Below are 26226 nucleotides of genomic sequence, written 5' to 3'. Positions count from 1 at the left end.
ATCTCCTGTTGTTTTGAAGGTGGAGGCGGGCACCGTTTGCGTGGGCCTTGCGCTCCTTATGGGTTGCCGAGTTGCTTTACGGTATTCGGGGTTTGCTGGCGGTACTGAAGCAGGCCAGCATCCAGGTTCTGGAAAGTCGGCAGTCATCGTACAACTTGAATCGCTGCCGACGCAACTGCCGGGCAGCGTTTGCCCAGGTGCAGGGCTGCCTCAGGTGCCGCTGCTCTTTATAGACCTTCAATGCCCTTGAGCAAGAATCATGAGCTGTGTTTATGACCCTTTCAGATTCTCTAATGCGTCAAGCACCTGACGAAGTGCCTTGCTGACCGGTTTGTCCTGCCGCAGAACGATACCCAGTGTGCGGCTCAATCCCGGCGCCAGGGCATGAATCTGCAAGCCACGCCGATGATGGACCGCTGCGACCGACATGCGCGGCACGATGCTGTAACCCAGCCCGGCCGCAACCATCTCCTTGATGGCTTCGATGCTGCCCAGTTCCATGACCGGCTTGACGCGAATTCCGGCCTGTAGATACCACTCATTGATCAGCAGGCGCGTGCTACTTCCGGCTTCGAAGACTACCAAGGGCAGCTCGCTCAACTGTTCGGGCGTCATGTCGCTGGGCATGGGTTGGTAGCTGTTGGCGAAAATCGCCACGAATTCGTCTTCGAGCAAAGGCGTGACGCAGAGGCTGCGACCCGAGGCCGGCAGTGTCACCAGCGCCAGGTCCAGCCGGTTTTCCTCAACGCCCTTGAGAATGCCGTCGGTGTTGCCGGTGCTGACCCGTACGTCCAGCTGTGCGAAGCGTCGACGCAATGTCTGCAATACCGGCGGCAGCAAATGAATGCAGGCCGTGGCGCCTGTACCGATGGCGACTTGCCCGGCGATACCTTCGGCATGACTGGACAACTCAAGCAACGCCTCTTCGACCACGGCATCAATGCGCGAAATGTGCCCCAGTAATGCTTCGCCAGCCGAGGTGGGTTTGAGGCGCTTGCCCACGCGCTCGATCAGACGCAGGTTGAGGTGACCCTCCAATTGCCGGATTTGCAGGCTCACGGCGGGCTGGGTCAGGTGCAAGCGTTCGGCTGCGGCCGAAAAGCTGCCATGGGCGATGACCAGCGAAAAGGTGTGCAAGTGGTTGAGGTTCAGTTGGCGCATGGCAAAGTATTTCTTATGCTGTGGATGATTAATCATAGCTTTTTTAATAATGGCGCTGGACGCATCATTGCAGTCATTCACAAACACCTGCCAAGAGCTTTTCCATGACGACCTTTACCCTGCGCGACGCCTGCGATGACGATATGCCTGCCATTCAGGCGATCTACGCCCAGCATGTGCTGCATGGCATTTCCAGCTTCGAACTCGAACCGCCCAGCGTTGAAGAGTTGATGCGACGTCGCGCGCTGGTCCTTGAAAACGGCCTGCCGTATCGAGTCGCTGAGCGCGCGGGCGAGCTGGTCGGGTATGGCTACGTCACACCTTACCGGCCCCGTCCGGGCTATCGCTTTACAGTGGAAGACTCTGTGTATGTATGCGATGGAATGGGCGGTCTGGGTATCGGTCGGGCGCTGCTGGGCGATCTGGTCCGGTACTGTGAGCAGGGCGGCTGGAGGCAGATGATTGCAGTGATCGGCAACAGCGAAAACGCCGCTTCGATTCGCCTGCATGAAAGCCTTGGGTTTCATCGGGTCGGCGTGTTCGAATCGGTCGGGTTCAAGCACGGTCGCTGGGTGGACACCGTGCTGATGCAGCGGGCGTTGAGTGACGGTGCGTCGACGACACCTGCCGAACGCACAGTCTGACCGACCATGAGCAGTCCGACTCTGCCCCGGCTCCTGGTTTTCAGGCTGGGCTGCGCACAATTGATCCTCTGGGGCACGACGTTTTACCTGCCGGGCGCATTCGGCAATAGCATCGCCGAGGATCTGGGCTGGAGCGGGCAGCAGGTGTTTTCCGGGCTGTCGGTGGCGCTGTTGGTCATGGGGACTGTGTCCCCCGTCATTTCATGGCTGATCCAGCGTCTGGGAGCCCGTCAGGTGTTGCAGCTGGGCAGCCTGCTTTCAGCCTTGGGGTGCTGCGTGCTGGCCGTATGCGAACGCCCGTCGATCTGGCTTCCTGGCTGGGCGGTGCTGGGCATCGGCATGCGCCTGTCGCTTTACGACGCCCTGTTTGCTGCGCTCGCGGGCTTGATCGGCGCACGCTCCCGGCCGTTGATGGTCCAGATCACCCTGTTGGGCGGTTTGGCCTCGGCAGTGTTCTGGCCGTTGGGGCATGCGTTGCTGGATGCACTGGGCTGGCGCAGCGCGGTGGCGGTCTATGCCTGCTTCGCACTGCTGGGCGGTCTGCTGATGAGTGGCTTGCCCGATGCGCCCGTCCTTGTTCTGAAAAACGACCATGAAGCGCCTGAGCCTGATGTGACGACAGGCTGGTTGCCCCAGTTGGGTTACGCCTTGGGCATGACACTGATCGGTTTCATGTCGGCCGGATTGTCAGCCCATTTGCCTGCATTGCTCACAGGCCTTGGCGTGCCCGTGGCCTGGGTCGCGTTATGGGGAATCGGGCAGACCTGTGCGCGGCTGATGAGTCGGCTTCTGGGGCAAGGTCTGCCGGCCCTGCGGTTGAACGTGTGGGTAGGAGCCGGGTTGGTGCTGTGTTTCGTCATGGCGTTGTACAGTCAGGGAGTGGCCGTGGTGGCTTGCCTGTTTATCTTCTTTTACGGCGCCATGAATGGACTGGGCACGTTGCTGCGGGCCAGTCTGCCGTTCGAGCTGTTTGCGCATCATCACTACGCGCGCTTGCAGGGGCGTCTGTTGGCGCCAGGCTTTGTGCTTTCGGCGGCTGCGCCCTGGTTTTATGCCTGGGTGCAGCAGGTGGCGGGTGACCGCGGCTTGTTGTGGTTATCCCTCGGGATCAGTTGCATCGCGTTTTCGATGGCGCTGATGCTGCAACGACACTGCCGGGTCAGGCGAGCGGTGCCGATTTGACCTCGCAGATGTCCTTGTCAATACCGTTGCCAGGTTCAGCCTGAGTGGGTAGGGTACGCGGCTGTTGAAGAAGGAACCTCATATGACACGACAAGCCCCTGGGGAAACGGGCGCGGTTGTCACCCGGCAACGGCGTGCGCCAAAAGGTGAAAAACGTCGCGAAGAACTGCTCGATGCGGCCTTGCAGGTGTTTTCGCTGGAAGGCTATACCGGCGCTTCGGTCGCAAAAGTGGCAGCCATCGTCGGGATCTCCGTCGCAGGTTTGTTGCACCACTTTCCCAGCAAAATCTCTCTGCTGATGGGCGTGCTCCAGCGCCGCGACGAGGTCAATGGACGAATCGCAGCCGAAGTGCGCACCGAAGAAAACACCTTGACCGGCCTGCTTGGCGGTTTGCAGGCGATCAATCGCTCGAATGCGACTGCGCCCGGCGTCGTGCGCGCCTTCTCGATCCTGAATACCGAAAGCCTGCTCGACAACCAGCCTGCCTACGAATGGTTTCAAACGCGTTACGAGCGCATACACGCGCACCTGCTGAAGCAGTTTTCGGAATTGGTAGAGCGTGGCGAGGTGAGGACGGATGTGGACCTGGACGTGTTGATCCAGCAGATACTGTCGATGATGGACGGTTTGCAGATCCAGTGGTTGCGCTTTCCCGAACGGGTGGATCTGGTCAAGAGTTTCGATGCCTACATTGCGCAGGTCGATGCAGCAGTAAGGGCTCGTCCTTGAGCCTGGTTCTGTCCGTGGTTCAGTCAGTCACTGCGTGAGCGCTTACTCGCTGGTCTGATCGAACACGCCGCCGGTCTTGACCGGTGGCTTCTCGACGTTCACCGAGTTCAGCGCTGAACGTGGCAGCGGGTTACTGGTGGTCGTCGACAGTTCCTGGCGGAACGAGTTGGTCAGCTTGGCGTTCAGGCGAATGTCCTGCGACGAAGCACCCAGCGACAGGTTGAAGGTGTCGGCGTCGACCACCCACTGATTGGTCTTGGTGTCGAAGTAGGCCAGCGAGCGGTCGTTAAGCTCGATGGTCACGCGCTTGCTTTCACCCGGCTTGAGGAACACCTTTTTGTAGCCTTTGAGTTCCTTGATCGGGCGCTCGACTTTCGGGTTCTGCTGACCGACGTACAGCTGTGCCACTTCCGAACCGCCCACCTTGCCGGTGTTGGTCAGGTCAAACGAGACCTTGATCGGCGTGTTGCCCACTGCAACGCCCGGCGTCACGCTGATGTTGCTGTAGCCGAAGGTGGTGTAAGACAGGCCATAGCCGAACGGATACAGCGGCTTGATGCCTTTCTTCTCGTAGCCGCGATAACCCAGCATCAGGTCATCCTTGTAGCTCATTTCGGCCAGCGAGTTCTGGTTGTCGAATTTCGGGAAGGTCGCGTAGATCGGGTTGTCTTCGATGTTGCGTTCGATACTGATCGGCAGCTTGCCCGACGGGTTGACCTTGCCGAACAGAATCTCGGCCAGGGCCTGACCACCGTTCTGTCCAGGATAGAAGGCATGCAGCGCTGCTGGAACCTGATCGATCCAGTCGCTCATTTTCAGACCTGTGCCACCGAACATGGTGACGACGGTGTTCGGGTTGACCCTGGCGATGCTCTGAATCAACTGGTTCTGGTATTCAGGCAGATCGAAGCTGTGGTCGAAACCTTCACCTTCGTATTCGTTGCTGTTACCCACTGCCACCACGACCGCGTCGTAGGCCGACAGATCCTGCGGCGCGTTCAGCGACGCCCAGCTCATCTGCACGCCCACCAGGCCGCCCATGGTCGACAGGTAGCCGGCACGGCGCGAGTATTCCAGCTTCACGTCGTAAGACTGGCCTGCTTCGAGGCTGATCTTGGCGAACTCAGGAATGGTAGGCGGAATGCTGTTGCCCGGCAGTGGTTTGCCGTCACCGTTGTCGATGATCTTCTTGCCATTGACCCACAGACGCACTGCGCCGTCGGCACGAACCTTGAACACCTGCTCGCCGCTTTCGGTCGGGGTGATCTTGCCGGTGTAGCGAATCGAGGTCGAAGAAGTATCGCCGTTGAGCGATCCTGCGGTCGAGCCTTTGCTGGTGTATGGGTCGGAGCCTGAGGTGTTGCTTTCGAACGGCAGGTCCTTGTCGTTGGCCCAGTCCAGATCGACGTGTTTTTCAGTACGGGTCACCGCCGCGTCGCCAGACCAGTCGGCGTTGCTGAAGTACTCGACTTTCATGCCCTGCGTGTCTTTACCCGTCTGGTCAGTGCTGCGCCAGGCCGTGGTGCTTGGATCCAGCGACAGGCCATCGATGAACTCGACCTTGGTGTTGGGCGCCATCTGCTGCAGGCCGCTCAACTCGCTGATGTAATGGCTGGCCATGACATTGGCGCTGCCGAAGCCGGTAGGTGGCGCGTATTTGGCCAGGTTGCCGACCACCGCGATGCGCTTGGCTTTTTGCTTGTCCAGCGGCAGCAGGTTGTTCTGGTTCTTGAGCAGCACGATGCCTTCGCGGGCAGCGTTCAGTGCGACCTTGTTGCTGGTTGCGCTGTTCATGTTGTGCACGGTCGACGGGGTTTTGCTGTCGAACTTGTACAGATAGATCTGCTTGAGGATGCGACGAACCTTGTCGTCGATGGTCGCAGCGCTCAGCTCGCCGCTGTCCAGGTAAGGCTTGAGCACCTTACTGTTCATCTGGTAGCCCATCATGTCCAGGTCGGTACCGGCCTGGGCAGCGTTCAGGCCATGTACCACGGCGTTGTAGTCACTCTGCACGAAGCCCTTGTAGCCCCATTCCTTCTTCAGGATCTGGCGGATCAAGTGGTCACTTTCGCAAGCGAAGTCGCCGTTTACCTTCTGGAACGCACACATCATCATCGCGACGTTGCCGTTCTTCGATGCGGACTCGAAGGCAGGCAGCGACATCTCACGCAGTACGCGCTCGCTCATGATCTGGTCGAGGTTGAAACGGTTGCTTTCCTGGTCGTTGGCCGCGTAGTGCTTGGCGTTGGCCCACACACCACGAGACTGGATACCGTTGATCACGCCTGGTGCCAGGCTGGCGCCGAGAAACGGGTCTTCACCGGAGAGGTATTCGAACGCGCGGCCGCCATAGGGCATGCGGTACAGGTTGACGCCTGGACCAGTGACGAACTGGTAGCCGCCGATGGCAGTGTCGTAACCCAGCGCTCGGCCCAGGTCGATGGCGCGACGCGGGTTCCAGGTAGCTGCCAGGTTAGGGCCGGACGGATAGACCACGCCCTGTGCGTTGCCTTCGCTGGTGTAACGCACACCAACGCCACCGTCAGCGCCGTGGATCTGCGGAACACCGTAGTTGGAAAGGGGTTTCACATCCCAGCCACCGGTACCGCCGATGTAGGTCAGCTTCTCTTCCTGGGTCATCTTGTCCAGGGTTTTTTGTGCGGCTTTCTCAGCGCGGTCTTCGCGTGCCTGCAGCGTGGAAGCATCAGCGGCATGGACCTGCGACACGGCCAGTGCCAGCAAGGCCAGTGCGGAATGTGCACCCATCATCTTTCGTTTGTTCATACGGCTCTCCAACGACGTTGTAATTAAAAAACTGCCGACAGACAAGCGCTCCATTGAGCGCGTGTCTGTTTTCTTTTATTCAGGCAACAGCGATCCGTTATCGCGTCTTATCCCGGTGTAACGGGAAGCGATTCAGGGGCGGTTTAAATAAGTTTCTGCTGTTTTTTATTGTGGTTTTTATTACGAGGAGTGGCATCAATAGGCTACTAGTTGATGGCACTTTGAATTCGTAAAGCGTTACAATTAAGTCGAAAACCAGACGCAATTGTCAAATAAAAGCGTATTTTTCTTGATTTTGGTATTTTTTCTTTACAATTCGGGAACTCTTCTTAAACCTACTGGTCGATGGGTTTAAGATTTTTCAGGTGCTCACAATTGCCCCGGTTCTTCGAGGTGGTGGCAGCTGGTAGTTTTTCTCTCGTGATCCCTTATGGCCCTCTTTGTTGTGGGCTAATTGTTCTATTCAGTGGAGTATTAGTTATGAAGTTGTCCAGTATGGCAGCAGGCGTTATTGCGGGTCTGGCACTAAGCGGTGCTGTTTTTGCCGCCGAATCGACTGACGCCGATGCGACTTCCGGGACCAGTGATTCGACCGTCATGACCCAGACCACTGACGCCAAGGCAGCGCAGCAACAGAAAACCGAAACCACAAAAGGTGGTCGTCCGCAGAACACTTCTCCTCAGAAGTAGTCAAACCAGCCGTTTGACGCTTCTGACCACGGCCCTCCCTGCTCTTTTTCAAGGCAGGTGAGGGCCGTGAACCTGTCCCTTCGATGCAGTAGATGTCCTCGCCCATGTCTTCATTTCCCGTTGATGCCTCCCAAATACTGATTCCCGATGCAGGTCAGGTGTGCGCCTGGCTGACGGAAAATGCGGGTCTCAAGCTGCAGGATCTGGAGCGTGCGCAACGCTTGCAGCAAGAGTCCGAAGGCACTGAGCTGTTGGGTCTGCTGACGCGTCTGGGACTGGTTTCCGAATTCGAGTTGGCGCGGGCCTGGGCCGCGCTGCTGCAAGCTCCTTTATTAATGGCCGACGCGTTGCCGCCGCTTCTGGATCCGCTGCCACCCCTGACTGAACGCTTCATGCGTCACTATCAGGTGGTGCCGGTCAACTGGAGTGAGGAGGGCGTGCAGGTGCTGAGCGCCAACCCTTCTGTGCTGTACCCGTTTCAGGCCATCGCCTACGCCTGCGAAGTACCCGTGCAGGTGGCGATCGGCCCTCGCAACGAAGTGGAGACGCTGATCGAGCGCTATTATGGGCAGGGTCGTTCGGCCATGGGCACGCTGATCGAAAACCTTGACGACGAAGGCGGCTCGCTTGAAGACATCGAGCACCTCAAGGACCTGGCGTCCGAGGCCCCGGTGATTCGTCTGGTCAACCTGATTCTGCAGCGCGCCGTCGAGCAGCGCGCATCCGACATTCATATCGAGCCGTTCGAAAGCCAGCTCAAGGTTCGTTACCGCATCGACGGCGTGCTGCACGAGGCCGAAGCACCGCCGTCCAGTTCTTCGGCGGCGGTGATTTCCCGCGTGAAGATCATGGCCCGGCTGGACATCGCCGAGCGCCGCTTGCCACAGGATGGGCGGATCATGCTGCGCATCCAGGGCAAGGAACTGGACCTGCGGGTTTCGACCGTGCCGACCAGTTTCGGCGAGTCGGTGGTGATGCGGCTGCTGGACCGTCAGACCATCGACTTCGACTTTCCAAGCCTTGGGTTCGACGGCGAACGTCTGGATGATTTTCTCGACGTGCTCGAACGGCCGCACGGCATTCTGCTGGTCACCGGCCCTACCGGTTCAGGTAAGACCACCACGCTTTACACCGCACTGTCTCGGCTCAATACCGCCGAACGCAAGATCATCACTGTTGAAGACCCGGTGGAGTATCAGCTCGAAGGCATCAACCAGATCCAGGTCAAGCCTTCCATCGGGCTGGATTTCGCAGGTGCCTTGCGCTCCATCGTGCGACAGGACCCGGACGTGATCATGATCGGCGAGATGCGCGACCTTGAAACCTGCCGCATTGCGATTCAATCCTCGCTGACCGGTCACCTGGTGCTGTCCACGCTCCACACCAACAGTGCCGCCGCGAGTATTACCCGTCTGCTGGATATGGGCGTGGAAAGCTACCTGATTGCCTCGACCGTCAACGGCATTCTGGCTCAGCGTCTGGTACGCCGTCTGGACCCCGAGACCCGCGAGGCCTTCGATGCGCCACCTGAGTTGATTGCCGAGCACGGCCTTGATCGGTTCACGGATGAGCGCCCGATCCGCCTCTATCGGCCGCGTGCCGATGCGCCGGGCGCAGGTTATCGCGGGCGCAGTGCGATCACCGAATTGCTGGTCATGAATGAAGAACTGCGCAGCCTGCTCATGCGTCACGCCGATGCGTCCACGCTGGAAGAGGCGGCCCGTCGCGGTGGCTTGCGAACCCTGCATGAAGAAGGGTTGCGTCAGGCAGTGGCGGGCGTCACGTCGCTTGAAGAAGTGCTGCGCGTCACTCGGGGTGAAGGCACGTGAGCCTGTTCAAGTACCGCGCGCTCGACGCTCAGGGAGCGCAGCAGAACGGCACGCTGGAAGCTCGCGATCAGGACGCTGCCGTCGCGGCACTGCACAAGCGCGGCCTGATGGTCTTGCAGATCGACAGCGCCAGCCTTGGCGGGCTGCGTCGGGCGTTGGGCAGTGGCCTGCTTAACGGCGCAGCGCTGGTCAGTTTCACCCAGCAGCTCGCGACTTTGCTGGGAGCAGGGCAACCGTTGGAACGATCTCTTGGAATTCTGCTCAAACAGCCTGGACAACCGCAGACCAAGGCACTGATCGAACGCATCCGCGAGCAGGTCAAGGCCGGTAAGCCGCTGTCGGTGGCCCTGGAAGAAGAGGGCAGCCAGTTTTCGCCGCTGTACATCAGCATGGTGCGCGCAGGCGAAGCCGGTGGCGCGCTTGAAAGTACCTTGCGCCAGTTGAGCGATTACCTGGAGCGCAGCCAGTTGCTGCGCGGCGAAGTGATCAATGCGTTGATTTATCCTGCGTTTCTGGTGGTTGGCGTACTGGGCTCGCTGGCCCTGTTGCTGGCCTATGTGGTGCCGCAGTTTGTGCCGATCTTCAAGGACCTCGGGGTGCCGATCCCGTTGATCACCGAGGTGATTCTGGACCTCGGACAATTTCTCGGTGATTACGGCCTGGCCGTATTCGCTGGCCTGATCGTAATGATCTGGGGGCTGGTCATTGCCATGCGCGATCCGCAGCGGCGCGAGCGCCATGATCGGCGCGTTCTGGGTATTCGGGTCATCGGCCCATTGCTGCAACGCGTCGAGGCGGCGCGTCTGACTCGAACGCTAGGCACGCTCTTGAGCAATGGCGTTGCCTTGTTGCAGGCACTGGTGATTGCCCGGCAGGTCTGTACCAACCGCGCGCTGCAAGCGCAGGTGGCGCAGGCCGCCGAGTCGGTCAAAGGCGGTGGCACATTGGCCAGTGCCTTTGGCGCGCAGCCGCTGCTGCCGGATCTGGCCCTGCAAATGATCGAGGTCGGCGAACAGGCCGGAGAACTGGACAGCATGCTGCTCAAGGTGGCCGACGTTTTTGACGTCGAGGCCAAGCGCGGCATTGACCGCATGCTGGCAGCACTGGTCCCGGCACTGACGGTCGTGATGGCAGGCATGGTCGCCGTGATCATGCTGGCCATCATGCTGCCGCTGATGAGCCTGACCAGCAACATCTGAATCCATGAACGAGGAAACCATCCCGATGAGTTTTAGCCGTACACGCTTCACCCTCGCGCGCCGACAAAGCGGCTTTACCTTGCTGGAAATGCTCGCGGTCATCGTGCTGCTGGGCATCGTGGCGACTATCGTCGTGCGCCAGGTGGGCGGCAACGTCGACAAGGGCAAATACGGTGCGGGCAAGGCGCAACTGGCGAGCCTGGGCATGAAGATCGAAAGCTATGCGCTGGATGTCGGTTCGCCGCCCAAGACGCTGCAGCAATTGACCGACAAGCCTGGCAACGCCGCTGGCTGGAATGGCCCGTACGCCAAGCCTTCGGACCTCAAGGATCCGTTCGGCCATGCATTCGGCTATCGCTTCCCGGGCCAGCATGGCAGCTTCGACCTGATTTTCTACGGTCAGGATGGCCAGCCTGGTGGCGAAGGTTACAGCGCTGATCTGGGTAACTGGGAGTAATCCTCTTATGAAAGCGCCTGTTGCAAGCCGTGGTTTTACCCTGATGGAAATGCTGGTGGTGCTGGTATTGATGAGCATCGCTGTCGGTCTCGTGGGGTTTGGTCTGCAACAGGGGTTGAGCGCTGCCAAGGAGCGTCGCGCGGTGGGTGACATGGTCGAAGCCCTGCGCGCGACGCGGGTGCGCGCCATCGTGACCGGTCAGCCGGCACGGACCGAATTCGACTTGCGTCATCTGAGCTTCAAGGCGCCCGGCAAACGTAAGCAGCATTGGCCAGAGAGCCTGCAGGTCACGATGCAGACCGCCTCGGATCTGGGGTCGGCAGTGGAGTTCTATCCCGATGGTGGTTCCAGCGGTGGCAACGTGCTGGTGGCCGATGGCGACAGACGCTGGCGGATCGACATTGGCTGGCTGACGGGCAGCGTCCAGGTCCGGTCGCTGTAATGAAACCCTCACAATCGGGATTCACGCTATTGGAGATGCTCGCCGCGCTGACCGTCATGGCGGTGTGCAGCGGCGTCTTGCTGGTCGCGTTCGGGCAGAGCGCACGTTCGCTGCAGCAGGTTTCGCGCAGTGATCGATTGAGCCTGGCGGCGCGCACCGTGTTCGATCAGGAAAGCGGCGGCGTGCTTGAAAGCGGTTCACGACAAGGGCGGGTGGCCGGTATCGACTGGAATCTGGAGATCCGGCAGGTGTCGGGCAGCAACGAGCAGAGCAGGCTGTTTCGCCTTGACCTGACACTGGAAGAACACCAGCGCCGCGCGCAGTTCAGTACCTTGCGGCTGCGCGGTGCGGTGACCGGTGCCGGGTCTTGATGGGCCGACAGCGCGGCTTCACCTTGCTCGAAGTCTTGCTGGTGATCACCCTGCTGGGCGTGCTGCTGGTGCTGGTTGCCGGTGCCTTGCTGGGTGCCAATCGGGCCGTGCTCAAGGCTGAGCGCTACACCGTGGGGCTGGATGAGATGCGTGCCGCGCAGGGGTTCCTGCGTTCATCCATCAGTCAGGCGTTGCCGTTGGACACGTCCTCCGAGGATGACGCCAACAGCGGTTTTTTCGAAGGTTCGGCACAGCGTCTGCGCTTTGTGGCGACGTTGCCGGGGGAGTTGGGGGGTGGCATTCATCTGCACACCCTGGGGCTGAGCGGTCCCGAGGGCAAGCGCGACTTGCAGGTTGAGTTCGCGCGGATAAAAACCTCGGCAAACGGCATTGCACTTGAACGGTGGGGCGACCCTCAGGTGTTGCTGCATAACGTTGAAACACTGAATTTCAGCTATCGCGGACTGAACCCTAAAGGTAAGCCGACCGGGTGGATGGCGCAATGGCCCTGGCCAACGCGCCTGCCTGGCGCGGTGCGTATCGATGCACAGGTTAAGGGATCAATACCTTGGGTCAGTGAAGTGGTGGCTCTGCGGCTGGATCTTTCCGGCGGGGCGGGCGGCCAGTGAGTCGTTTTCACAAACGTCAGCAGGGCGTAGCGCTGTTGGTGGTGCTCTGGGTCCTGGCCCTGTTGAGCCTGCTGCTCGGCGGGCTGGCCGGCTGGGTGCAACTGGAAAGTCGCCAGGCGCTCTGGTTGCGCCAGCACACCCAGGCGCTGTTGGCCGCCGAAGGTGGCCTGAACATGGCGGTACAGGGTTTGCTTGATCCTGCGCAGCGCAAGCGCTGGGTGGCGGATGGACGAGCGATTGGTCTGCGTTTCGATGACACGCAACTGCTGGTCAGCGTGCGCAGTGAGCGGGGCAAGCTGGACCTCAACAGTGCGCCGGCCACTGATGTTGCCCGTTTGTTGCAGGCTTGCGGCGCGGGCAAAGGACAGGCCAGTGGCATCGCGCAGGCGCTGGAAGCGCAGCGCGATAACGGTCAGTCACCGTTGCGGGTTGTTGAAGAGGTGCGTCAGCTGCCTGGCATGACCCAGGCGTTGTACGCCCGATTGTTGCCGGAAGTGACTTTATGGAGCGGGCTGGACCGGCCCGATCCTGCGTTTGCATCGGCGCTATTGCGTCGGGCGCTGAATTTGCCGAACCAGAGCGCGGTGGGGGCCGATGCCGGTGAGGTGCTGGCTATCGACAGCCGCGCAGAACGACCGGGCGGCGTTGTCGCCCTGTTACAGACCATTGTTTTATTGAGCCCATCGGAGGGAGGCGCACAGCCCTATCGGGTATTGCGTTGGCAAGAATGAATGCATCCGTTTCAGCACGTCTGGCACCGCTGATCGCGTTACGCGACCGGGTCGTCCAGCAATGGCGTGGCAGTCTGGGGCAACAGGCCTGGCAATGGTGGAGCGCAGAGTTGCGTGCCTGCCTGCCACCGCGTGTCCGCCAGTGGCTGGTGCGCGAGACGGTCGAGCAGATTCATGCCTGGCCGCTGGTCGAACCGATTGCCGCAACCGGTGCCGACGCGCAAAAGATCCTGTTGCTGCCACCGTCTCTGGTGTTGGTGCAGACATTGCAACTGCCGGTAGCGGCAGCGCGCAGCCTGTCGACGGTGATCGGTTACGAACTGGACCGTTTCACGCCATTCGATGCCGGGCAACTGTATTTCGTGGCTCGCCGGGAGAGTCGCAACGCCAGCTTCATTCACGTCACGCTGGTCGCGGTGTTGCGCAAACGGCTGGACGCCATTCTGGAAGAGTGCGCCGCGCTGGGCCTGCGCCCCGATGCTGTCGATGTCGGCACACCCGGGCAGCGCATGGGGATCGATCTGCTGCCCGCGCCGTTGCGCCCGCAGCAGTCACGTTCAGGTCATCGGCTGCAACGCTGGCTGCTGTGGATTTGCGTCGGCTTGCTGCTGGGTACCATGCTGCTCTGGCTCAACGACCGTCAACGATTGCTCGGCGAGATGCAGGCCGAGGTCAAGGCGCAGCGAGCGCAAGTCAGCGAGGTTCAGCACTTGCGCCAGCAATTGACCAACACACTCGGCGCGGCCAATTACCTGCTGCGCCACAAGGCCGCGCAGCCGCCGCTGTCGGCGCTGCTCAGCGAGCTGACAGCGTGCCTGCCTTCCGACACCTGGATCGAGCACCTGGAAATCAACGACAGCGCCGAAGTCGCGTTCGCCGGGCAAAGTGCGAAGGCCAGTGCGCTGATTGCCCGCGTCAAGGACTGCCACAGCCTGGACAACGCTCAGTTTCAAGGCGTGATCCAGCCCGACAGCAAGACCGGCAAGGATCAGTATTCGTTGCGCGCGCACTTGCATCAAAGCCAGCCGCAGGACCCATCAGAACCGCAGGAGAACGCCGATGCGTCGTCCACTGACTAGCCGTGAACGGCGAGGTGCGGCGCTGATGATTCTGGCGCTCGTGCTCTACCTGGCTTACTGGCTGCTGATCGATAGCTGGTTCGCCGGTCCCTTGCGTGACATCAGCGAACAGACAGAACAGTTGCGCGAGCAGCAGCAGCGTTACGCCGGTCTTTTGAAGCAGGGCGACGCCTTGCGTGAGCAACTGGAGCAGGCGCGCCGCGATCCGGCCAGCAGCACCAGTCTTTTGCCGGGCAATGACCCCAGTGCAGTGGCTGCCGACCTGATGCAGCGTGTCGCTGACCTGATTACCAGCCAGGCCAGCACCGGTGGCGGCTGTGCGCTGACCCAGCGCATGCCGATCACGCCCGAGCAGGACAGCGCCGAGCCGTATCGGCAGGTCAAGGTCAGCCTGACCCTCAATTGCGCCATCGAGCCGCTGACTGCGATCCTGCATGCACTGGAGTACCAGCGCCCGTTCCTGTTCGTCGACGAAATGAGCCTGCGCCGTGACACCAACGCGCCCGCCACCGGTGGCGCTGGGAAGCTGGTCGTGCACCTGTTGGTGCGCGGCTACCTGCAACCGGCCTCTGCCGGGGAGGGTGAGCAATGATCCGTTCATTGCGTCCGCTGGAGTGGACGTTGCTGAGCGTCGCCGCAGTGCTGGCCGCGCTGGCGAGCCTGATCCTCAGCGGCGCTGCGCATTCGCCACACTGGCTGCCCGAGCAGGCACCACGCGACCCTGTTGATCGTGCCGCGCAGACTCACAGTGCCCCCACAGCGACACTGGACAGTCTGGCCAACACCTGGAAGACGCCCTTGTTCAGCCCTGATCGCAGTCCTGATCCGGCAGTGCGCAAGAGCGAAGCTCAAGCCACCAGTCTGGCGGGCCTGACCCTGACGGGCGTCATCCTGGACGGCACGTTGCGGGTCGCGCTAATCAAGCAGGCCAGTGGCCCGGCACTGAAAGTGAGGCAGGGTGACCGGCTGGCCAATGGCTGGACCCTGGACCAGCTCGATCCGATGCAGGCCACCTTCAGTCTTGATGGACGCAACGAGACCCTGCGCCTTCCCGCGCCGCGTCTGCCGCCCCCGTCGACGACACCTCCGATTTCCCTTACCAACGACTCGACCCTGTGATGGGTACCTTTTCTGGAGTTTCCGCCATCGCTACCTTGCGCACCCCCTTGCTTTGTCTTGCAACCGCTGTCGCCCTTGGCGGCTGCGCGTCCCAACAGGACACCCTGGATCCCGACAATGGCATGCTGCAGGAAGCGCTCCAGGGAACCGGTTCACAACGCCCGCCCGTGGATCCGCGTAGCGAGCAAATGCCGGTTCAGGCTCAGCCTCAGTCGTCGGCCACCTCGCCGCAACGCCAGATCATTCAAGGCAACCAGCGTTTCATCCGCCCTCCCGCAGCCGCGCCCGCCGCGAAGGCCGGCGAGACGGGCGATATCGTGTTCAACTTCACCAACCAGCCGATTCAGGCGGTGATCAACAGCATCATGGGCGACCTGCTGCACGAGAACTACAGCATCGCCCAGGGCGTAAAGGGCGACGTAAGTTTTTCGACCTCCAAACCGGTCAACAAACAGCAGGCACTGTCGATTCTGGAAACCCTGCTGTCCTGGACCGACAACGCCATGATCAAGCAGGGCAACCGTTACGTGATTCTGCCGTCCAGCCAGGCGGTCGCGGGCAAGCTGGTTCCGGAAATGCGCGTGGCGCAGCCTTCAGCGGGTATGTCGGCGCGCCTGTTCCCGCTGCGCTACATCTCAGCCAATGAAATGCAGAAGCTGCTCAAGCCTTTTGCCCGGGAAAATGCCTTCCTGCTGGTCGATCCTGCGCGCAACGTCCTCAGCATGGCTGGCACACCCGATGAGCTGGCCAACTATCAGGACACCATCGACACCTTTGATGTGGACTGGCTCAAAGGCATGTCGGTCGGTGTGTTCGGCCTGCAGCGCGCCTCGGTCGGCGAACTGATGCCTGAACTGCAGAAAATGTTCGGCCCTGAGAGCGGCATGCCGTTGGCAGGCATGGTGCGTTTTCTGCCTATCGAGCGTACCAACTCGGTGGTGGCGATTTCCTCGCAGCCCGAGTACCTGCGCGAGGTCGGGGAGTGGATTCACACCATCGACGAAGGCGGCGGCAACGAACCGCAGATGTACGTCTACGACGTGCGCAACATGAAAGCCACGGATCTGGCCAGGTACCTGCGACAGATCTACGGCACCGGCGCGATCAAGGACGATTCCCCGGCCAAGGTTGCACCGGGTCTGCGTACCACGACCATGTCTTCTCTCAATGGCTCTGGCAGCAACGGTATGGGCAACTCCTCAGGCCTGGGCGGCGGCATGAGCAGCGGTGGCATGGGTAACGGCATGAACGGCAGCAGTGGCTTTGGCAACAACCAGGGCATGAACGGTCAGGGTGACAGCGAGTCGGAGGACGAGCAGGGCGGCGGTGAAGCCGATGTCGCCAGTGACGAAGGGGGCGGCGCAAGTGGCAACAATAAGTCCCTGGATGCCAGCACCCGTATTACAGCGCAGAAGAGCAGCAACCAGTTGCTGGTCCGTACACGTCCTGCGCAATGGAAGGAAATCGAGTCGGCGATCAAGCGTCTCGACAATCCGCCGCTGCAGGTGCAGATCGAGACACGCATTCTTGAAGTCAAACTGACCGGCGATCTGGACATGGGCGTGCAGTGGTACCTGGGGCGTCTGGCCGGCAATGCCAACTCGACAGGCACTGTCACCAACACGGCAGGCAGCCAGGGCGCGCTCGGCGCAGGCGGTGCCGCGCTGGCGGGCACGGATTCGTTGTTCTATTCATTTGTCAGCAATAACCTGCAGGTTGCCTTGCGGGCGCTGGAAACCAACGGCCGCACCCAAGTGCTGTCGGCGCCGTCGCTGGTGGTCATGAACAACCAGCAGGCGCAGATTCAGGTCGGCGACAACATTCCCATCAGCCAGACCACCGTCAACACCAACACCTCCGACACCACCCTGAGCAGTGTCGAATACCTGCAGACCGGTGTGATTCTGGACGTGGTGCCGCGCATCAATCCGGGCGGCCTGGTGTACATGGATATCCAGCAGCAGGTCAGCGATGCCGACAGCAGCGGCACAACGGATGTGAACGGCAATCCGCGGATTTCCACGCGCTCGGTGGCAACGCAGGTGGCGGCGCAGAGCGGTCAGACCGTGCTGCTGGGCGGCCTGATCAAACAGGACAACGCCGAGTCGGTCAGTGCCGTGCCTTATCTGGGGCGTATTCCGGGTCTCAAATGGCTGTTCGGCAGGACCAGCAGGTCCAAGGACCGCACCGAACTGATCGTGCTCATCACCCCGCGTGTGATCACCAGCAGCAGCCAGGCGCGTCAGGTCACCGATGACTATCGCCAGCAGATGCAGTTGCTCAAGCCTGAGGTCGCTCGCAAAGGCGGGCAGAACTGAGGGTGTGTTAGTTTTCGCTCCGACGTCCACCGACAACGCTGCCTGCGGGCAGCGTTCAACCGAGGTTTTCGACCGATGCTGAAATTTTTCGCCGCATTGCTTTTCGTCTGTTCCGGGCTGGTTCAGGCGCAGGACACCCTGCACACCGACCTGCCCCTGAACTACCTCGCTCAAGCCAGCAGCGACACGCCGAACACGCCGTTGGTAATCTTCATCCACGGCTACGGCAGTAACGCGGCGGACCTGTTCAGCCTCAAGGATCGTCTGCCTTCCGGTTACAACTACCTGTCGGTCCAGGCCCCGGTCGAACTGCAGACCGACAGCTACAAATGGTTCACGCGCAAGCCAGGCGTGACCGAATACGACGGCGTGACCGACGAGCTGAAAAGCAGCACCGAGCGACTGACAGCGTTCATCGGTCAGGCGACGGACAAGTACCAGACGCAGCCGGAAAAGGTGTTTCTGGTGGGCTTCAGCCAAGGCGCGATGATGAGCTACGAGGTTGCCCTGCGCCAGCCAGCACTGGTGGGCGGGATTGCGGCATTGAGCGGGCGGCTGTTGCCGGTGGTTAAATCCGGACTCCAGCCCAGCGATGCGCTCAAACACCTGAACGTCTTTATCGGCCATGGCACCGAAGACCGTCAGGTGTCCTACGCCAGTGGCCCCGACGCCGAGGCGACCTTGAAAGCGCTCGGTCTCAAGCCTGAGTTTCACGGCTATCAAGGGTTGGGGCACAGCCTGAGTGAGGCCGAGGTTTCGGACCTGGCTCAATGGCTGGAAGAATCGGCTCGTTGATACGCCTGGCTCAAGGCTAGCGCCCGGATGGCGCCGGCCCTTTCGCGAGCAAGCTCGCTCCCACAAAAACCGCCTCTACTTTGCAAGTGACGGTTTGTGTGGTGAGAGCGGGCTTGCTTGCGAATACTCGGGTGCTGCCTGTCCTGCCGGATCAGTTGACCTTCACGTCGTTGAATTTGAGTACGTTTTCCTTGCCCTCGCGATCACGGAATGTGAGTTTCAGCGCAGGGGAGAGTTTGACTCGGCCTTTGGCCGCTTCAAAGATCAGCGTCACGCGGGTAGGCACGTTGCGGATCAACTGGAAGGAATCCCAGCGGTCGTACTTTGCATCGCCGACCCGCAATTGAGTCAGGCTCAACGCCCCGCCTGTTTCGTCGAACAGACTGATCGGGTTCAGAAAGCGGAAATCGCGGTCTGCGCTCTTGTTCACCAACTCCATCGTACAGGTCGGTGACTGACCGTTCTGGTCGCAGTCCAGCAGTTCAAGGCTCAGCTTGTCTACGGTCTCGGCGCGCTTGCCGAACACATTGGCGTTATCGTTTTCAACGAACAGTTTCTGGCTGCGGGCGAACTCCACTGATGGCTTGGCGTACTCGCCACCCAGTTTGAAGAACACCGCGCAGAGCATGAGCGCTAACGCCAGCCAGACGCTGAGTTTGAGCACCCCAGGCAGTTTTCTTGCCACGATGGCAATGCCCAGGCCTGCACACAGCGTCAGGCTGGCGACGAGAGTGATCAACGTTTTCCAGTTGATAAAATCAACGCTGAGGCCCAAGGCGCCCGGGTCTGGAAAAAGGTAGGTAAAGATGCTCCACAAGACGCCGATCATGCCGCCGATACCGACCGATATCTTGGCAAAAATAGCTGAAATTCTGCTGGTGGATGGTGCGGGTGGTGCTGCGTCCATTGCTGTTTTGCCTTGTTCGGATGTCGAGAAATGCGTGCCGATGTCAGATCAACTGCATGGCGGGTTGAGAGCCTGGTGGTGAGGCGTTTGTACAATCCGTGTTCAACCGCGCTGCCAGGGATGCTGGAGACGCGAACCTTGAAATGCGGGGGAGAAACAGAAGGGTAAGGGGGTGATGCTGTCGCGGTGCCATTATCCTGCAATTCACGTGTGAAGTGCAGTGTTTAGTCGCGCGATGGGGATTCAGAGCGATCAGGCGGGCCTGAGCGTCAATGTAAAGCGTGCGGACAGAGGGCTCTGTCCGCGAAAAGTAGCCAGGTATCGCTCAGTTCCGGCGGGCCCGCGCAGCCCGCTCACCCGACGCATCCTTCAAGAATGCCAGCAGCGCAATCAATGGCAGCGCTGTGCCTGCGATCAGTACCCAGGTCCATCCGCCATGGTCGAACAGCGGGCTGGCCACTGCCGAGCCGATGGCGCCGCCAATAAAGATGCTGGTCATGTAGAGCGCGTTGAGTCGGCTGCGGCTGGCGGCATCCAGTGCGTAGACGGTGCGCTGGCCCAGCACCATGCTGGTCTGCACGCAGTAGTCCAGCACTACGCCGGTCACGGCCAGGCCGATCACGCTGTAGACCGGGTGGACCAGCCCGGGCAAGAAGCTCAGCGCACCGAGCAGCAGCGCACCCAGCGAGACGATTCGGGTGTGGCCTGCATCAGCCAGTCGGCCGCTGATGGGCGCGGCAATCGCTCCGATAGCGCCGATCAGCGCAAAAAGGGCGATCTGGGTTTGTGTCAGGCCGTGATTGCGCGACAGTTCAAGCGGCACCGCCGTCCAGAACAGGCTGAAGGTGGCGAACATGCAGGCTTGATAGAACGCACGCTGGCGCAGCACCGGCTGGGTACGCAGCAGTGTCCAGAGCGAAAACAGCAATTGGCCGTAGGTGGCACGATGGTCAGGCATACGTTTCGGCATTGTGGTTGCCAGTACCATGCTGATGCCGACCATCACCACAGCCGCCGAGGCAAACACAGCACGCCAGCCAAAGTTGTCGGCCACCAGGCTGGAAATCGGCCGCGCCAACAGGATGCCGAGCAGCAGGCCGCCCATGATCGAGCCGACCACGCGCCCGCGAGATTCCTCGGGTGCCAGGTGCGCCGCCAGCGGGATCAGCATCTGTACTGACACTGAACTGAAACCCACCAACAGCGAGACCAGCAAAAACAGGTTCGGCTGCTCGGCGAACGCCGCGCCCAGCAGACTCAAGGTCGCAACGGCGGTAGTGATCAGCATCAGTTTGCGGTTTTCCAGCAAGTCACCCAGCGGTACCAGAAAGAACAGGCCCAGTGCATACCCGATCTGCGTCAACGACACGATCAGGCTCGCAGCCGTACTGGACAGGCCGATGTCCGGCGCGATCAGCTCAATGATCGGCTGGGCATAATAGATATTGGCGACAATGGCGCCGCAGCAGAACGCAAACAGCATCACCAGACCACGGGTCATGGTGAGGCTGTCGGAATGGGTTTGGGTCGAGTGGGGCATTGCGGTCTCGCTCGTGCAATCGGCCTGCACGCACGCTTTTACCGCGCGCGGGCCGTTCAGAATGGAATGCCGAGCAGGCTAATGGTTTTGCCGACAATTAAGTAGGTGCGGCGAGGTGATACAAGATATTTCCATGAGTGATAATTGGAATCGAATCAGCGAGTGAGGCAGTCTGCCTGCCGCCGCGAGTAATGCCACAGTGCACACCTTCATCACGCGCTTGTCGCCCCTAACGCTCCTAACGCCCCGCTGGCCTGATTCCATAGCACACCACATACAGCGCGGGCAGAAAAAACAGGGTCAGCAGGGTGGCGACGGCGATGCCGCCGATCATGGCGATGGCCATCGGCCCCCAGAACACCTCGCGTGCGATCGGGATCATGCCCAGGCTGGCGGCGGCGGCCGTTAACAGGATGGGCCTGCATCGATGCTCTGTAGCCTTGATGACCGACGCCCAGGGGCTTTCACCTGCAGCCATGAATTCGTCGATCTGGGTCACCAGAATCACCGAATTGCGGATGATGATGCCGATCAGAGCCAGCACCCCGAGAATCGCCACGAAGCCCAGCGGATAGCCCGAAATCAAAAGCGCGGCGACGACACCTATCAACCCGAGCGGTACGACGCTGACCACCAGCAGCAGCTTTTTCACGCTGTGCAGCTGGATCATCAGGAAGCTGACGACCAATAACAGCATCAGCGGCACGACTTTCAGAATCGGTCCCTGGGAGCGGGCGCTGGCTTCGACTGCGCCGCCTGTGGCAACCGAATAGCGCACGGGTAGGGTGGCACTGAACGCATCGATCTCGGGTTTCAACTGTTTGACCAGGGCCGCCGGTTGCAGCTTGCCCAGCACGCTTGCCTTGAGGGTGATGGTGGGCAGACGGTCACGACGCCAGACCAGTGGTTGCTCCTGCTCATAGCTAAGGGTGGCGAAGGACAGCAGCGGGACGGTCGAACCATTCGGTGTCGGGATCTGCAGGCTGCCAAGGGTCTGAATGGAGCTGCGTTCGTCATTCTGCGCGCGTCCTACCAGGTCGATCAGGTAGGTGCTGTCGCGTATCTGGGTGATGGTCGTGCCGCTGACCAAACTGTTGAGAATCTGCGCGACGTCTTCCGATGACAGGCCGAACTGACGCACCTTGTCCTGCGCGATGTCGATCTTCAGCACCTTGCCAGGCTCGTTCCAGTCGTAGATCACCTGACCGATGTCGGGGTGGGTGTCGAGAATCGCGGCGAGCGCCATGGCCTGACTGCGTACCTGTTCGATATCCGGTCCGCTGACGCGGTACTGAATCGGCCAGCCCACCGGCGGGCCCATGTTCAGCGGCTGCACGTAGCCGCCGACCCCGACGTAGTCGTCGCGAAAGCGCTGGCGCAGGCGTTCGATCAGTCGGTCACGCGACTCGCCACCGCGACTGACGATAACCATCTGGCCGTAGAACGGGTTGCTCAGTTGCTGGTCCAGCGGCAGGTAGAAACGCACCGCGCCCTTGCCGACGTAGGAGCTCCAGTGCAGCACGTCCGGATCCTCCTTGAGCGTGGCCTCGAAGCGGTCCATGGTCTGGCGGGTGCCTTCGATAGAGCCGTTTTGCGGCATGTAGAGGTCGACGAGGATCTCCGGGCGATCCGAGTCCGGGAAGAACTGGTTCTGCAGCAGTGTGCTGGCAAACAGCGAGCCGACGAAGATCAATGCCGTGATCCCGATCACCCACCCACGATGTTCCAGCGCCTTGACCAGTGACCGGCTGAAGCCGCGCATCCAGTGTCCCGGTGCCGCATGCACCGCCGACACCTTGAGGATGTGAACGCCGATCAGTGGCGCGAACAGCACGGCCACCAGCCAGGACAGCAATAGCGCTACGGCAATCACCGCAAACATGGTGAACACGTATTCACCCGCCGAGCTGTGATTCAGGCCGATCGGCACAAAACCCGCGACGGTGACCAGGGTGCCCGTCAGCATCGGGAATGCGGTCGAGGTGTAGGCAAAGGTCGCTGCCTGTTCTCGGGTGTCGCCGTGTTCGAGGCGGGTCACCATCATCTCGACAGTGATCATCGCATCATCCACCAGCAGGCCGAGCGCAATGATCAGCGCGCCGAGGGAAATACGCTGCATGGTGATGCCGCTGTACTCCATGAACACGAAGACCAGCGCGAGCACCAGTGGAATCGAACAAGCCACCACCAGACCCGCGCGGATGCCCAGGCTGATGAAGCTGACCACCAGCACGATCAGGATCGCTTCGAACAGCGCCCGGGTGAAACCGCCGATGGCTTTTTCAACCACATCGGCCTGACTCGATACTAGATGCACATCGATGCCCAGCGGCAGTTCGGTGGTGAGTTCTTCGATGCGCTGCTGCAGTTGGGTGCCGAAAGCTTGAATGTTGCCGCCCTGTTTCATGGCCACGGCCAGGCCGATGGCAGGCTGGCCGTTGAACCGGAACAGGGAAGAGGGCGGGTCGGCGTAACGGCGTTCGACGGTGGCCAGATCACTCAGGCGAAAGAAGCGCTCGCCGAAGCGCAGATTGACCGCCAGCAGATCCTCTTCGTTGGAGAACTGGCCGCTGGCCCTGACTGCAATACGTTCTGGACCCGCTTCCATGACCCCGGCAGGCGTCACTGAGTTCTGGGCTTGCAGGCTTTGCAACACCTGGCGCTGATCGATCCCCAGGGCGGCCAGTTTGCGAACGGAAAAATTCAGGTAGATGACTTCGCGTTGGGCGCCGAGTAGCTCGATCTTGCCCAGGTTGGGCACGCTGCGGATGTCGGCTCGCACCTGCTCGACGTAATCGCGCAACTGGCGAAAGGACAGGCCGTCAGTGGTGAAGGCATAGATGCTGCCGAACACGTCGCCGAACTCGTCGTTGAATACCGGGCCCTGAATCCCGCTGGGCAATTCGCCGCGCACGTCGCTGATCTTCTTGCGCACTTGATACCAGGCCTGGGGAATGTCGGCGCTGCGGGTTTCGCTTTTGAGAAATACAAATAATGTGGATTCGCCGGCCAGCGTGTAGCTTTTCACGTAGTCGAGCGCATCGATTTCTTCGAGCTTCTTCTCGAGTCGATCGGTCACCTGCTGCAAGGTGTCGTTCAGGGTCGCACCCGGCCAGCGCGCCTGAATCACCATGGTCTTGATCGCGAACGAGGGGTCTTCCTCGCGTCCCAGATTCAGGAACGATCCACAGCCCATCAGCAGCGAAACGAACATCATGTACCAGACCAGCGTGCGATGCCTGAGGCCCCAGGCCGACAGATTGAAGCGCTCCTTCACAAACGGACCTCTCGTTCCATGCGTACTTTCTGTCCGGGCTGCATCGTGTTGACGCCTGCAATGACGACTTTGTCGCCGGCCTGCAACGGGCCACTGACTTGAATCGTCGAGCCGTTGCGTGACAACACCTGCACCGCTCGCGGGTCCAGCGTCGAGGTCAGTGGGTCGACCACCCACACCTGCGCCTGGCCATTGCGTTGCAGCAGCGCGCTGTCGGGCAATTGGAGGGCCGGGGATGCAGGTCCTCTGATGTCAATGCTCACGGTCGAGCCGAGGCGCAAGCTGTCCGGCGTATCGTGCAGCGCCAGTCGCACCCGCTGGGTGCGTGTGTTGGCGTCCATCTGGGGAGACAACTGGCGGACCTGCGCGACCACCGAGATTTTTTCGTCCAGTGGCGACATGACCCGGATCTGCACCTTGTCGGTCAACGAGGCGACCAGCCCGACCGGCAGGTCGACCACCACTTCCCGACTTTCCGGGCGTGCCAGGCTGACCACCGGCTGCCCGGCAGACATCACCTGACCCACTTCGGCACGCCAGTCAGTGACCAGACCGTCGAACTCGGCGAACAGGCGTGTGTACGTCACGTGATCGCCAGCCTGTTGCAGGGCAACGCGCGCGCGTTGTTGCAAGGCGTCCTGATTGCGCAGGTCGCTGCTCAGTTGATCGAGCCGCGCCCGAGAGCCGACACCGCGTTCGAACAGTTGCTGGTAGCGCAACTGTTCGTCACGTATCTGTTGCCAAGAGGATTGCGCCTTGCTGAGTTCTGCCTGCCGAGCGTGCAACTGGTTCTGCTGCTCGCTGGGTTCCAGGGTGGCGAGCAGATCACCCTTGCGCACGGCCTGGCCGATCTCTGCCTGTCGGGTGGCGACTCGCCCGGCGACACGGAAACCTAGCGCCACCTCGTATTGCGGCTGGACCGTGCCGGCAAAGCGGGCGCGCAGACTGTCGTGCGAGGTGGCCACTTCAGTGAACAGCACGGGGCGATCGAGGGCTTCGCGGACCGGCTTGTCGCGGCAACCCGGCAAGGCCATCAGCAGCGTGCAGAGCAGGCACAGGTTTTTCCACGTCGGCGCAGGTTGCGCGGTGCTGCTCATGGTTGCGGTTCCGAGGTGGCGAGGGCGATTGCCTTGCGGCTGTCCTGCCCGGCCACTTCGACCTTTTGCCCGGCGTAAAGAAACTGCAGACCTTGGGAAACCACCTGATCACCCTCGGACAGGCCTTCGCTCACGAGCACCTGACCTTGCTCGTAACGCAGCACACGAACGTTGCGCAGTGCGACGCGGGACTGTTCATCCACTCGCCACACCGCCGGTTGCCCTTGGGTGCGGGTCAGTGCCGACCACGGCAATATGAAGGCGCGTTGCGCAAGGTTTTCCAGGCGGGCGCTGACGACGGTGCCCAGTTCAGGTACGGCAGTGGAGTTCGGCAGGGCAATACGCACGCGCAATGTCCCGCTGGTGGCAGAAACGATCGGGGTGATTTCGCGAATCCTGCCAGCCAGTTCGACGCCGGGCTGGCCTACCGGACTGATGACCACCTTGTCGCCGATCCGGTCGGTACTCAGCAGCGATTCATAGGCGGCAAACACCGCTTCGCGTTCGCCATCGTGTGCCAGGCTGAACACGGGCGCCGCTGCCTGTACCACCTGACCTTCCTCGGCATGCCGTGCCGTGATCACGCCGTCAGCCACGGCGATCAGTTCGGTATGGCCGACCTGCTCACGGGCGCTGGCTTGCTGAGCTTTGAACGCTGCCAGGTCTGCACGGGCGCTTTGCAGGTTCGCGTGTGCTTGCTGATATTCGCTGAGGTTGGTGTAACCCTTGGGCAGCAAGCGCTGCTGGCGCTGGTAATTCTGCTCAGCCAGGTGCAGTCGTGATTCCCTGACCGCGACATCGGCATTGGCCGACTCAAGGCCTGTGCGCTGTTCGCGCGGGTCCAGGCGGGCCAATACCTGGTTGGCCTTGACCCGATCACCCACATCCACGAATCGCTTCACCAGCTTGCCCGATACCCGAAAGGACTGATCCGTGACCTTGCGTGCCTGGATATCGCCGCTGAGTACCACGCGGGTGGCGATGTCCTGCGCGTGGACGGTCTGGACAGCAACGCGCACTGGCCGTTTTTCTGGTGGTGTGCCGGCAGAACAGGCACTCAGCGTAAGGGTCAGTGCCAGCGTGCAGCTAAAGGGTAAGCGGTACTGAAACGGGGGGAGGTGCGTCGGTCGGCTGGTTTTGCAAGCAAGGGCGAGCCGACGCACAAGATCTGCACAAGAGAAAATCATCGATGAATAGCCACTGCCCGGGAAAATGAATGGTCATCCGTGAACCACTGCGCCACGC

Annotated in this window: 24 protein-coding genes; 17 read left to right on the top strand and 7 right to left on the bottom strand. The window is 60.9% G+C overall.

The window, feature by feature from the left end; genetic code table 11:
- Positions 1-270: 270 nt before the first annotated feature.
- Entirely contained in the window at positions 271-1161 is an 891-nt protein-coding gene (locus tag BUB69_RS05360) for a LysR family transcriptional regulator (RefSeq protein WP_073163258.1), read from the bottom strand.
- Positions 1162-1265: 104 nt separating this feature from the next.
- On the opposite strand from BUB69_RS05360, the gene BUB69_RS05355 reads away from it, so the two are divergent.
- From BUB69_RS05355 to BUB69_RS05345, 3 genes are all read left to right on the top strand, one after another.
- The gene (locus BUB69_RS05355; RefSeq protein ID WP_073163106.1) at positions 1266-1805 is read left to right on the top strand and encodes a GNAT family N-acetyltransferase; all 540 of its coding nucleotides are present in this window, start codon (positions 1266-1268) and stop codon (positions 1803-1805) included.
- Positions 1806-1811: 6 nt separating this feature from the next.
- Positions 1812-2987: an MFS transporter gene (locus BUB69_RS05350; RefSeq protein ID WP_073163104.1), complete on the top strand. Its 1176-nt coding sequence runs from the start codon at positions 1812-1814 to the stop codon at positions 2985-2987.
- Positions 2988-3069: 82 nt separating this feature from the next.
- A complete protein-coding gene (locus tag BUB69_RS05345; RefSeq protein WP_073163102.1) occupies positions 3070-3717 on the top strand; it encodes a TetR/AcrR family transcriptional regulator in 648 nt (215 codons plus the stop codon).
- A 42-nt stretch (positions 3718-3759) separates the two neighbouring features.
- Here the strand turns inward: BUB69_RS05345 and BUB69_RS05340 are convergent, their stop codons facing one another.
- Positions 3760-6501 carry a beta-glucosidase gene (locus BUB69_RS05340; protein WP_073163100.1) on the bottom strand — a complete coding sequence of 914 codons (2742 nt, stop codon included), beginning with the start codon at positions 6499-6501 and terminating at the stop codon, positions 3760-3762.
- 480 nt (positions 6502-6981) lie between these two features.
- Between BUB69_RS05340 and BUB69_RS05335 the strand changes: the two genes are divergently transcribed.
- The 13 genes from BUB69_RS05335 to BUB69_RS05275 all read left to right on the top strand — a co-directional run bounded on the left by BUB69_RS05335 (position 6982) and on the right by BUB69_RS05275 (position 18160).
- Positions 6982-7191, top strand: a complete 210-nt coding sequence (locus BUB69_RS05335; protein WP_084537050.1) for a hypothetical protein — start codon at positions 6982-6984, stop codon at positions 7189-7191.
- A 104-nt stretch (positions 7192-7295) separates the two neighbouring features.
- A complete protein-coding gene (gene gspE / locus BUB69_RS05330) occupies positions 7296-9020 on the top strand; it encodes a type II secretion system ATPase GspE (protein WP_163032028.1) in 1725 nt (574 codons plus the stop codon).
- Entirely contained in the window at positions 9017-10219 is a 1203-nt protein-coding gene (gene gspF, locus BUB69_RS05325; RefSeq protein WP_073163096.1) for a type II secretion system inner membrane protein GspF, read from the top strand. Before gspE ends, gspF begins: the two co-directional genes overlap by 4 nt.
- A 25-nt stretch (positions 10220-10244) precedes the next feature.
- Entirely contained in the window at positions 10245-10676 is a 432-nt protein-coding gene (gspG, locus tag BUB69_RS05320) for a type II secretion system major pseudopilin GspG (protein WP_073163253.1), read from the top strand.
- A gap of 7 nt (positions 10677-10683) precedes the next feature.
- Positions 10684-11118 (top strand): prepilin-type N-terminal cleavage/methylation domain-containing protein, encoded by a 435-nt coding sequence (locus BUB69_RS05315; RefSeq protein ID WP_073163093.1) that lies wholly within the window; start codon positions 10684-10686, stop codon positions 11116-11118.
- A complete protein-coding gene (locus BUB69_RS05310; protein WP_073163091.1) occupies positions 11118-11489 on the top strand; it encodes a type II secretion system protein in 372 nt (123 codons plus the stop codon). The genes BUB69_RS05315 and BUB69_RS05310 overlap by 1 nt, the downstream gene beginning before the upstream one ends.
- Positions 11489-12118, top strand: coding sequence for a prepilin-type N-terminal cleavage/methylation domain-containing protein (locus BUB69_RS05305; RefSeq protein ID WP_073163088.1), 630 nt, complete (start codon positions 11489-11491; stop codon positions 12116-12118). Before BUB69_RS05310 ends, BUB69_RS05305 begins: the two co-directional genes overlap by 1 nt.
- Positions 12115-12849 (top strand): type II secretion system protein GspK, encoded by a 735-nt coding sequence (locus BUB69_RS05300; RefSeq protein ID WP_073163086.1) that lies wholly within the window; start codon positions 12115-12117, stop codon positions 12847-12849. Before BUB69_RS05305 ends, BUB69_RS05300 begins: the two co-directional genes overlap by 4 nt.
- The gene (locus BUB69_RS05295) at positions 12846-13928 is read left to right on the top strand and encodes a type II secretion system protein GspL (RefSeq protein WP_073163084.1); all 1083 of its coding nucleotides are present in this window, start codon (positions 12846-12848) and stop codon (positions 13926-13928) included. Before BUB69_RS05300 ends, BUB69_RS05295 begins: the two co-directional genes overlap by 4 nt.
- A complete protein-coding gene (gspM, locus tag BUB69_RS05290) occupies positions 13909-14520 on the top strand; it encodes a type II secretion system protein GspM (protein ID WP_073163082.1) in 612 nt (203 codons plus the stop codon). Before BUB69_RS05295 ends, gspM begins: the two co-directional genes overlap by 20 nt.
- Positions 14517-15047 carry a type II secretion system protein N gene (locus BUB69_RS05285; protein WP_073163080.1) on the top strand — a complete coding sequence of 177 codons (531 nt, stop codon included), beginning with the start codon at positions 14517-14519 and terminating at the stop codon, positions 15045-15047. Before gspM ends, BUB69_RS05285 begins: the two co-directional genes overlap by 4 nt.
- Positions 15047-17365: a type II secretion system secretin GspD gene (gspD, locus tag BUB69_RS05280; RefSeq protein WP_073163078.1), complete on the top strand. Its 2319-nt coding sequence runs from the start codon at positions 15047-15049 to the stop codon at positions 17363-17365. The genes BUB69_RS05285 and gspD overlap by 1 nt, the downstream gene beginning before the upstream one ends.
- Before the next feature lie 75 nt (positions 17366-17440).
- The gene (locus tag BUB69_RS05275; RefSeq protein ID WP_073163076.1) at positions 17441-18160 is read left to right on the top strand and encodes an alpha/beta hydrolase; all 720 of its coding nucleotides are present in this window, start codon (positions 17441-17443) and stop codon (positions 18158-18160) included.
- Between the two features lie 151 nt (positions 18161-18311).
- Here the strand turns inward: BUB69_RS05275 and BUB69_RS05270 are convergent, their stop codons facing one another.
- The gene (locus BUB69_RS05270; protein WP_240033415.1) at positions 18312-18977 is read right to left on the bottom strand and encodes a hypothetical protein; all 666 of its coding nucleotides are present in this window, start codon (positions 18975-18977) and stop codon (positions 18312-18314) included.
- On the opposite strand from BUB69_RS05270, the gene BUB69_RS29090 reads away from it, so the two are divergent.
- The gene (locus tag BUB69_RS29090) at positions 18967-19149 is read left to right on the top strand and encodes a hypothetical protein (protein WP_245825259.1); all 183 of its coding nucleotides are present in this window, start codon (positions 18967-18969) and stop codon (positions 19147-19149) included. The genes BUB69_RS05270 and BUB69_RS29090 overlap by 11 nt on opposite strands.
- A gap of 243 nt (positions 19150-19392) precedes the next feature.
- Here the strand turns inward: BUB69_RS29090 and BUB69_RS05265 are convergent, their stop codons facing one another.
- The 4 genes from BUB69_RS05265 to BUB69_RS05250 all read right to left on the bottom strand — a co-directional run bounded on the left by BUB69_RS05265 (position 19393) and on the right by BUB69_RS05250 (position 26168).
- Positions 19393-20568: an MFS transporter gene (locus BUB69_RS05265; protein WP_425439349.1), complete on the bottom strand. Its 1176-nt coding sequence runs from the start codon at positions 20566-20568 to the stop codon at positions 19393-19395.
- Between the two features lie 277 nt (positions 20569-20845).
- Complete coding sequence (locus BUB69_RS05260) at positions 20846-23884, bottom strand: efflux RND transporter permease subunit (RefSeq protein WP_073163072.1); 3039 nt, start codon at positions 23882-23884, stop codon at positions 20846-20848.
- Positions 23881-24981, bottom strand: coding sequence for an efflux RND transporter periplasmic adaptor subunit (locus tag BUB69_RS05255; RefSeq protein ID WP_073163070.1), 1101 nt, complete (start codon positions 24979-24981; stop codon positions 23881-23883). The genes BUB69_RS05260 and BUB69_RS05255 overlap by 4 nt, the downstream gene beginning before the upstream one ends.
- Positions 24978-26168, bottom strand: a complete 1191-nt coding sequence (locus BUB69_RS05250) for an efflux RND transporter periplasmic adaptor subunit (protein WP_084537049.1) — start codon at positions 26166-26168, stop codon at positions 24978-24980. Before BUB69_RS05250 ends, BUB69_RS05255 begins: the two co-directional genes overlap by 4 nt.
- Between the last annotated feature and the right edge of the window lie 58 nt (positions 26169-26226).

It is taken from the genome of Pseudomonas asturiensis (assembly GCF_900143095.1).
Classification (GTDB): domain Bacteria; phylum Pseudomonadota; class Gammaproteobacteria; order Pseudomonadales; family Pseudomonadaceae; genus Aquipseudomonas; species Aquipseudomonas asturiensis.
The sequence above is the reverse complement of the archived record's forward strand: the minus strand, read 5'-3'. Positions and strand labels throughout refer to the sequence as shown.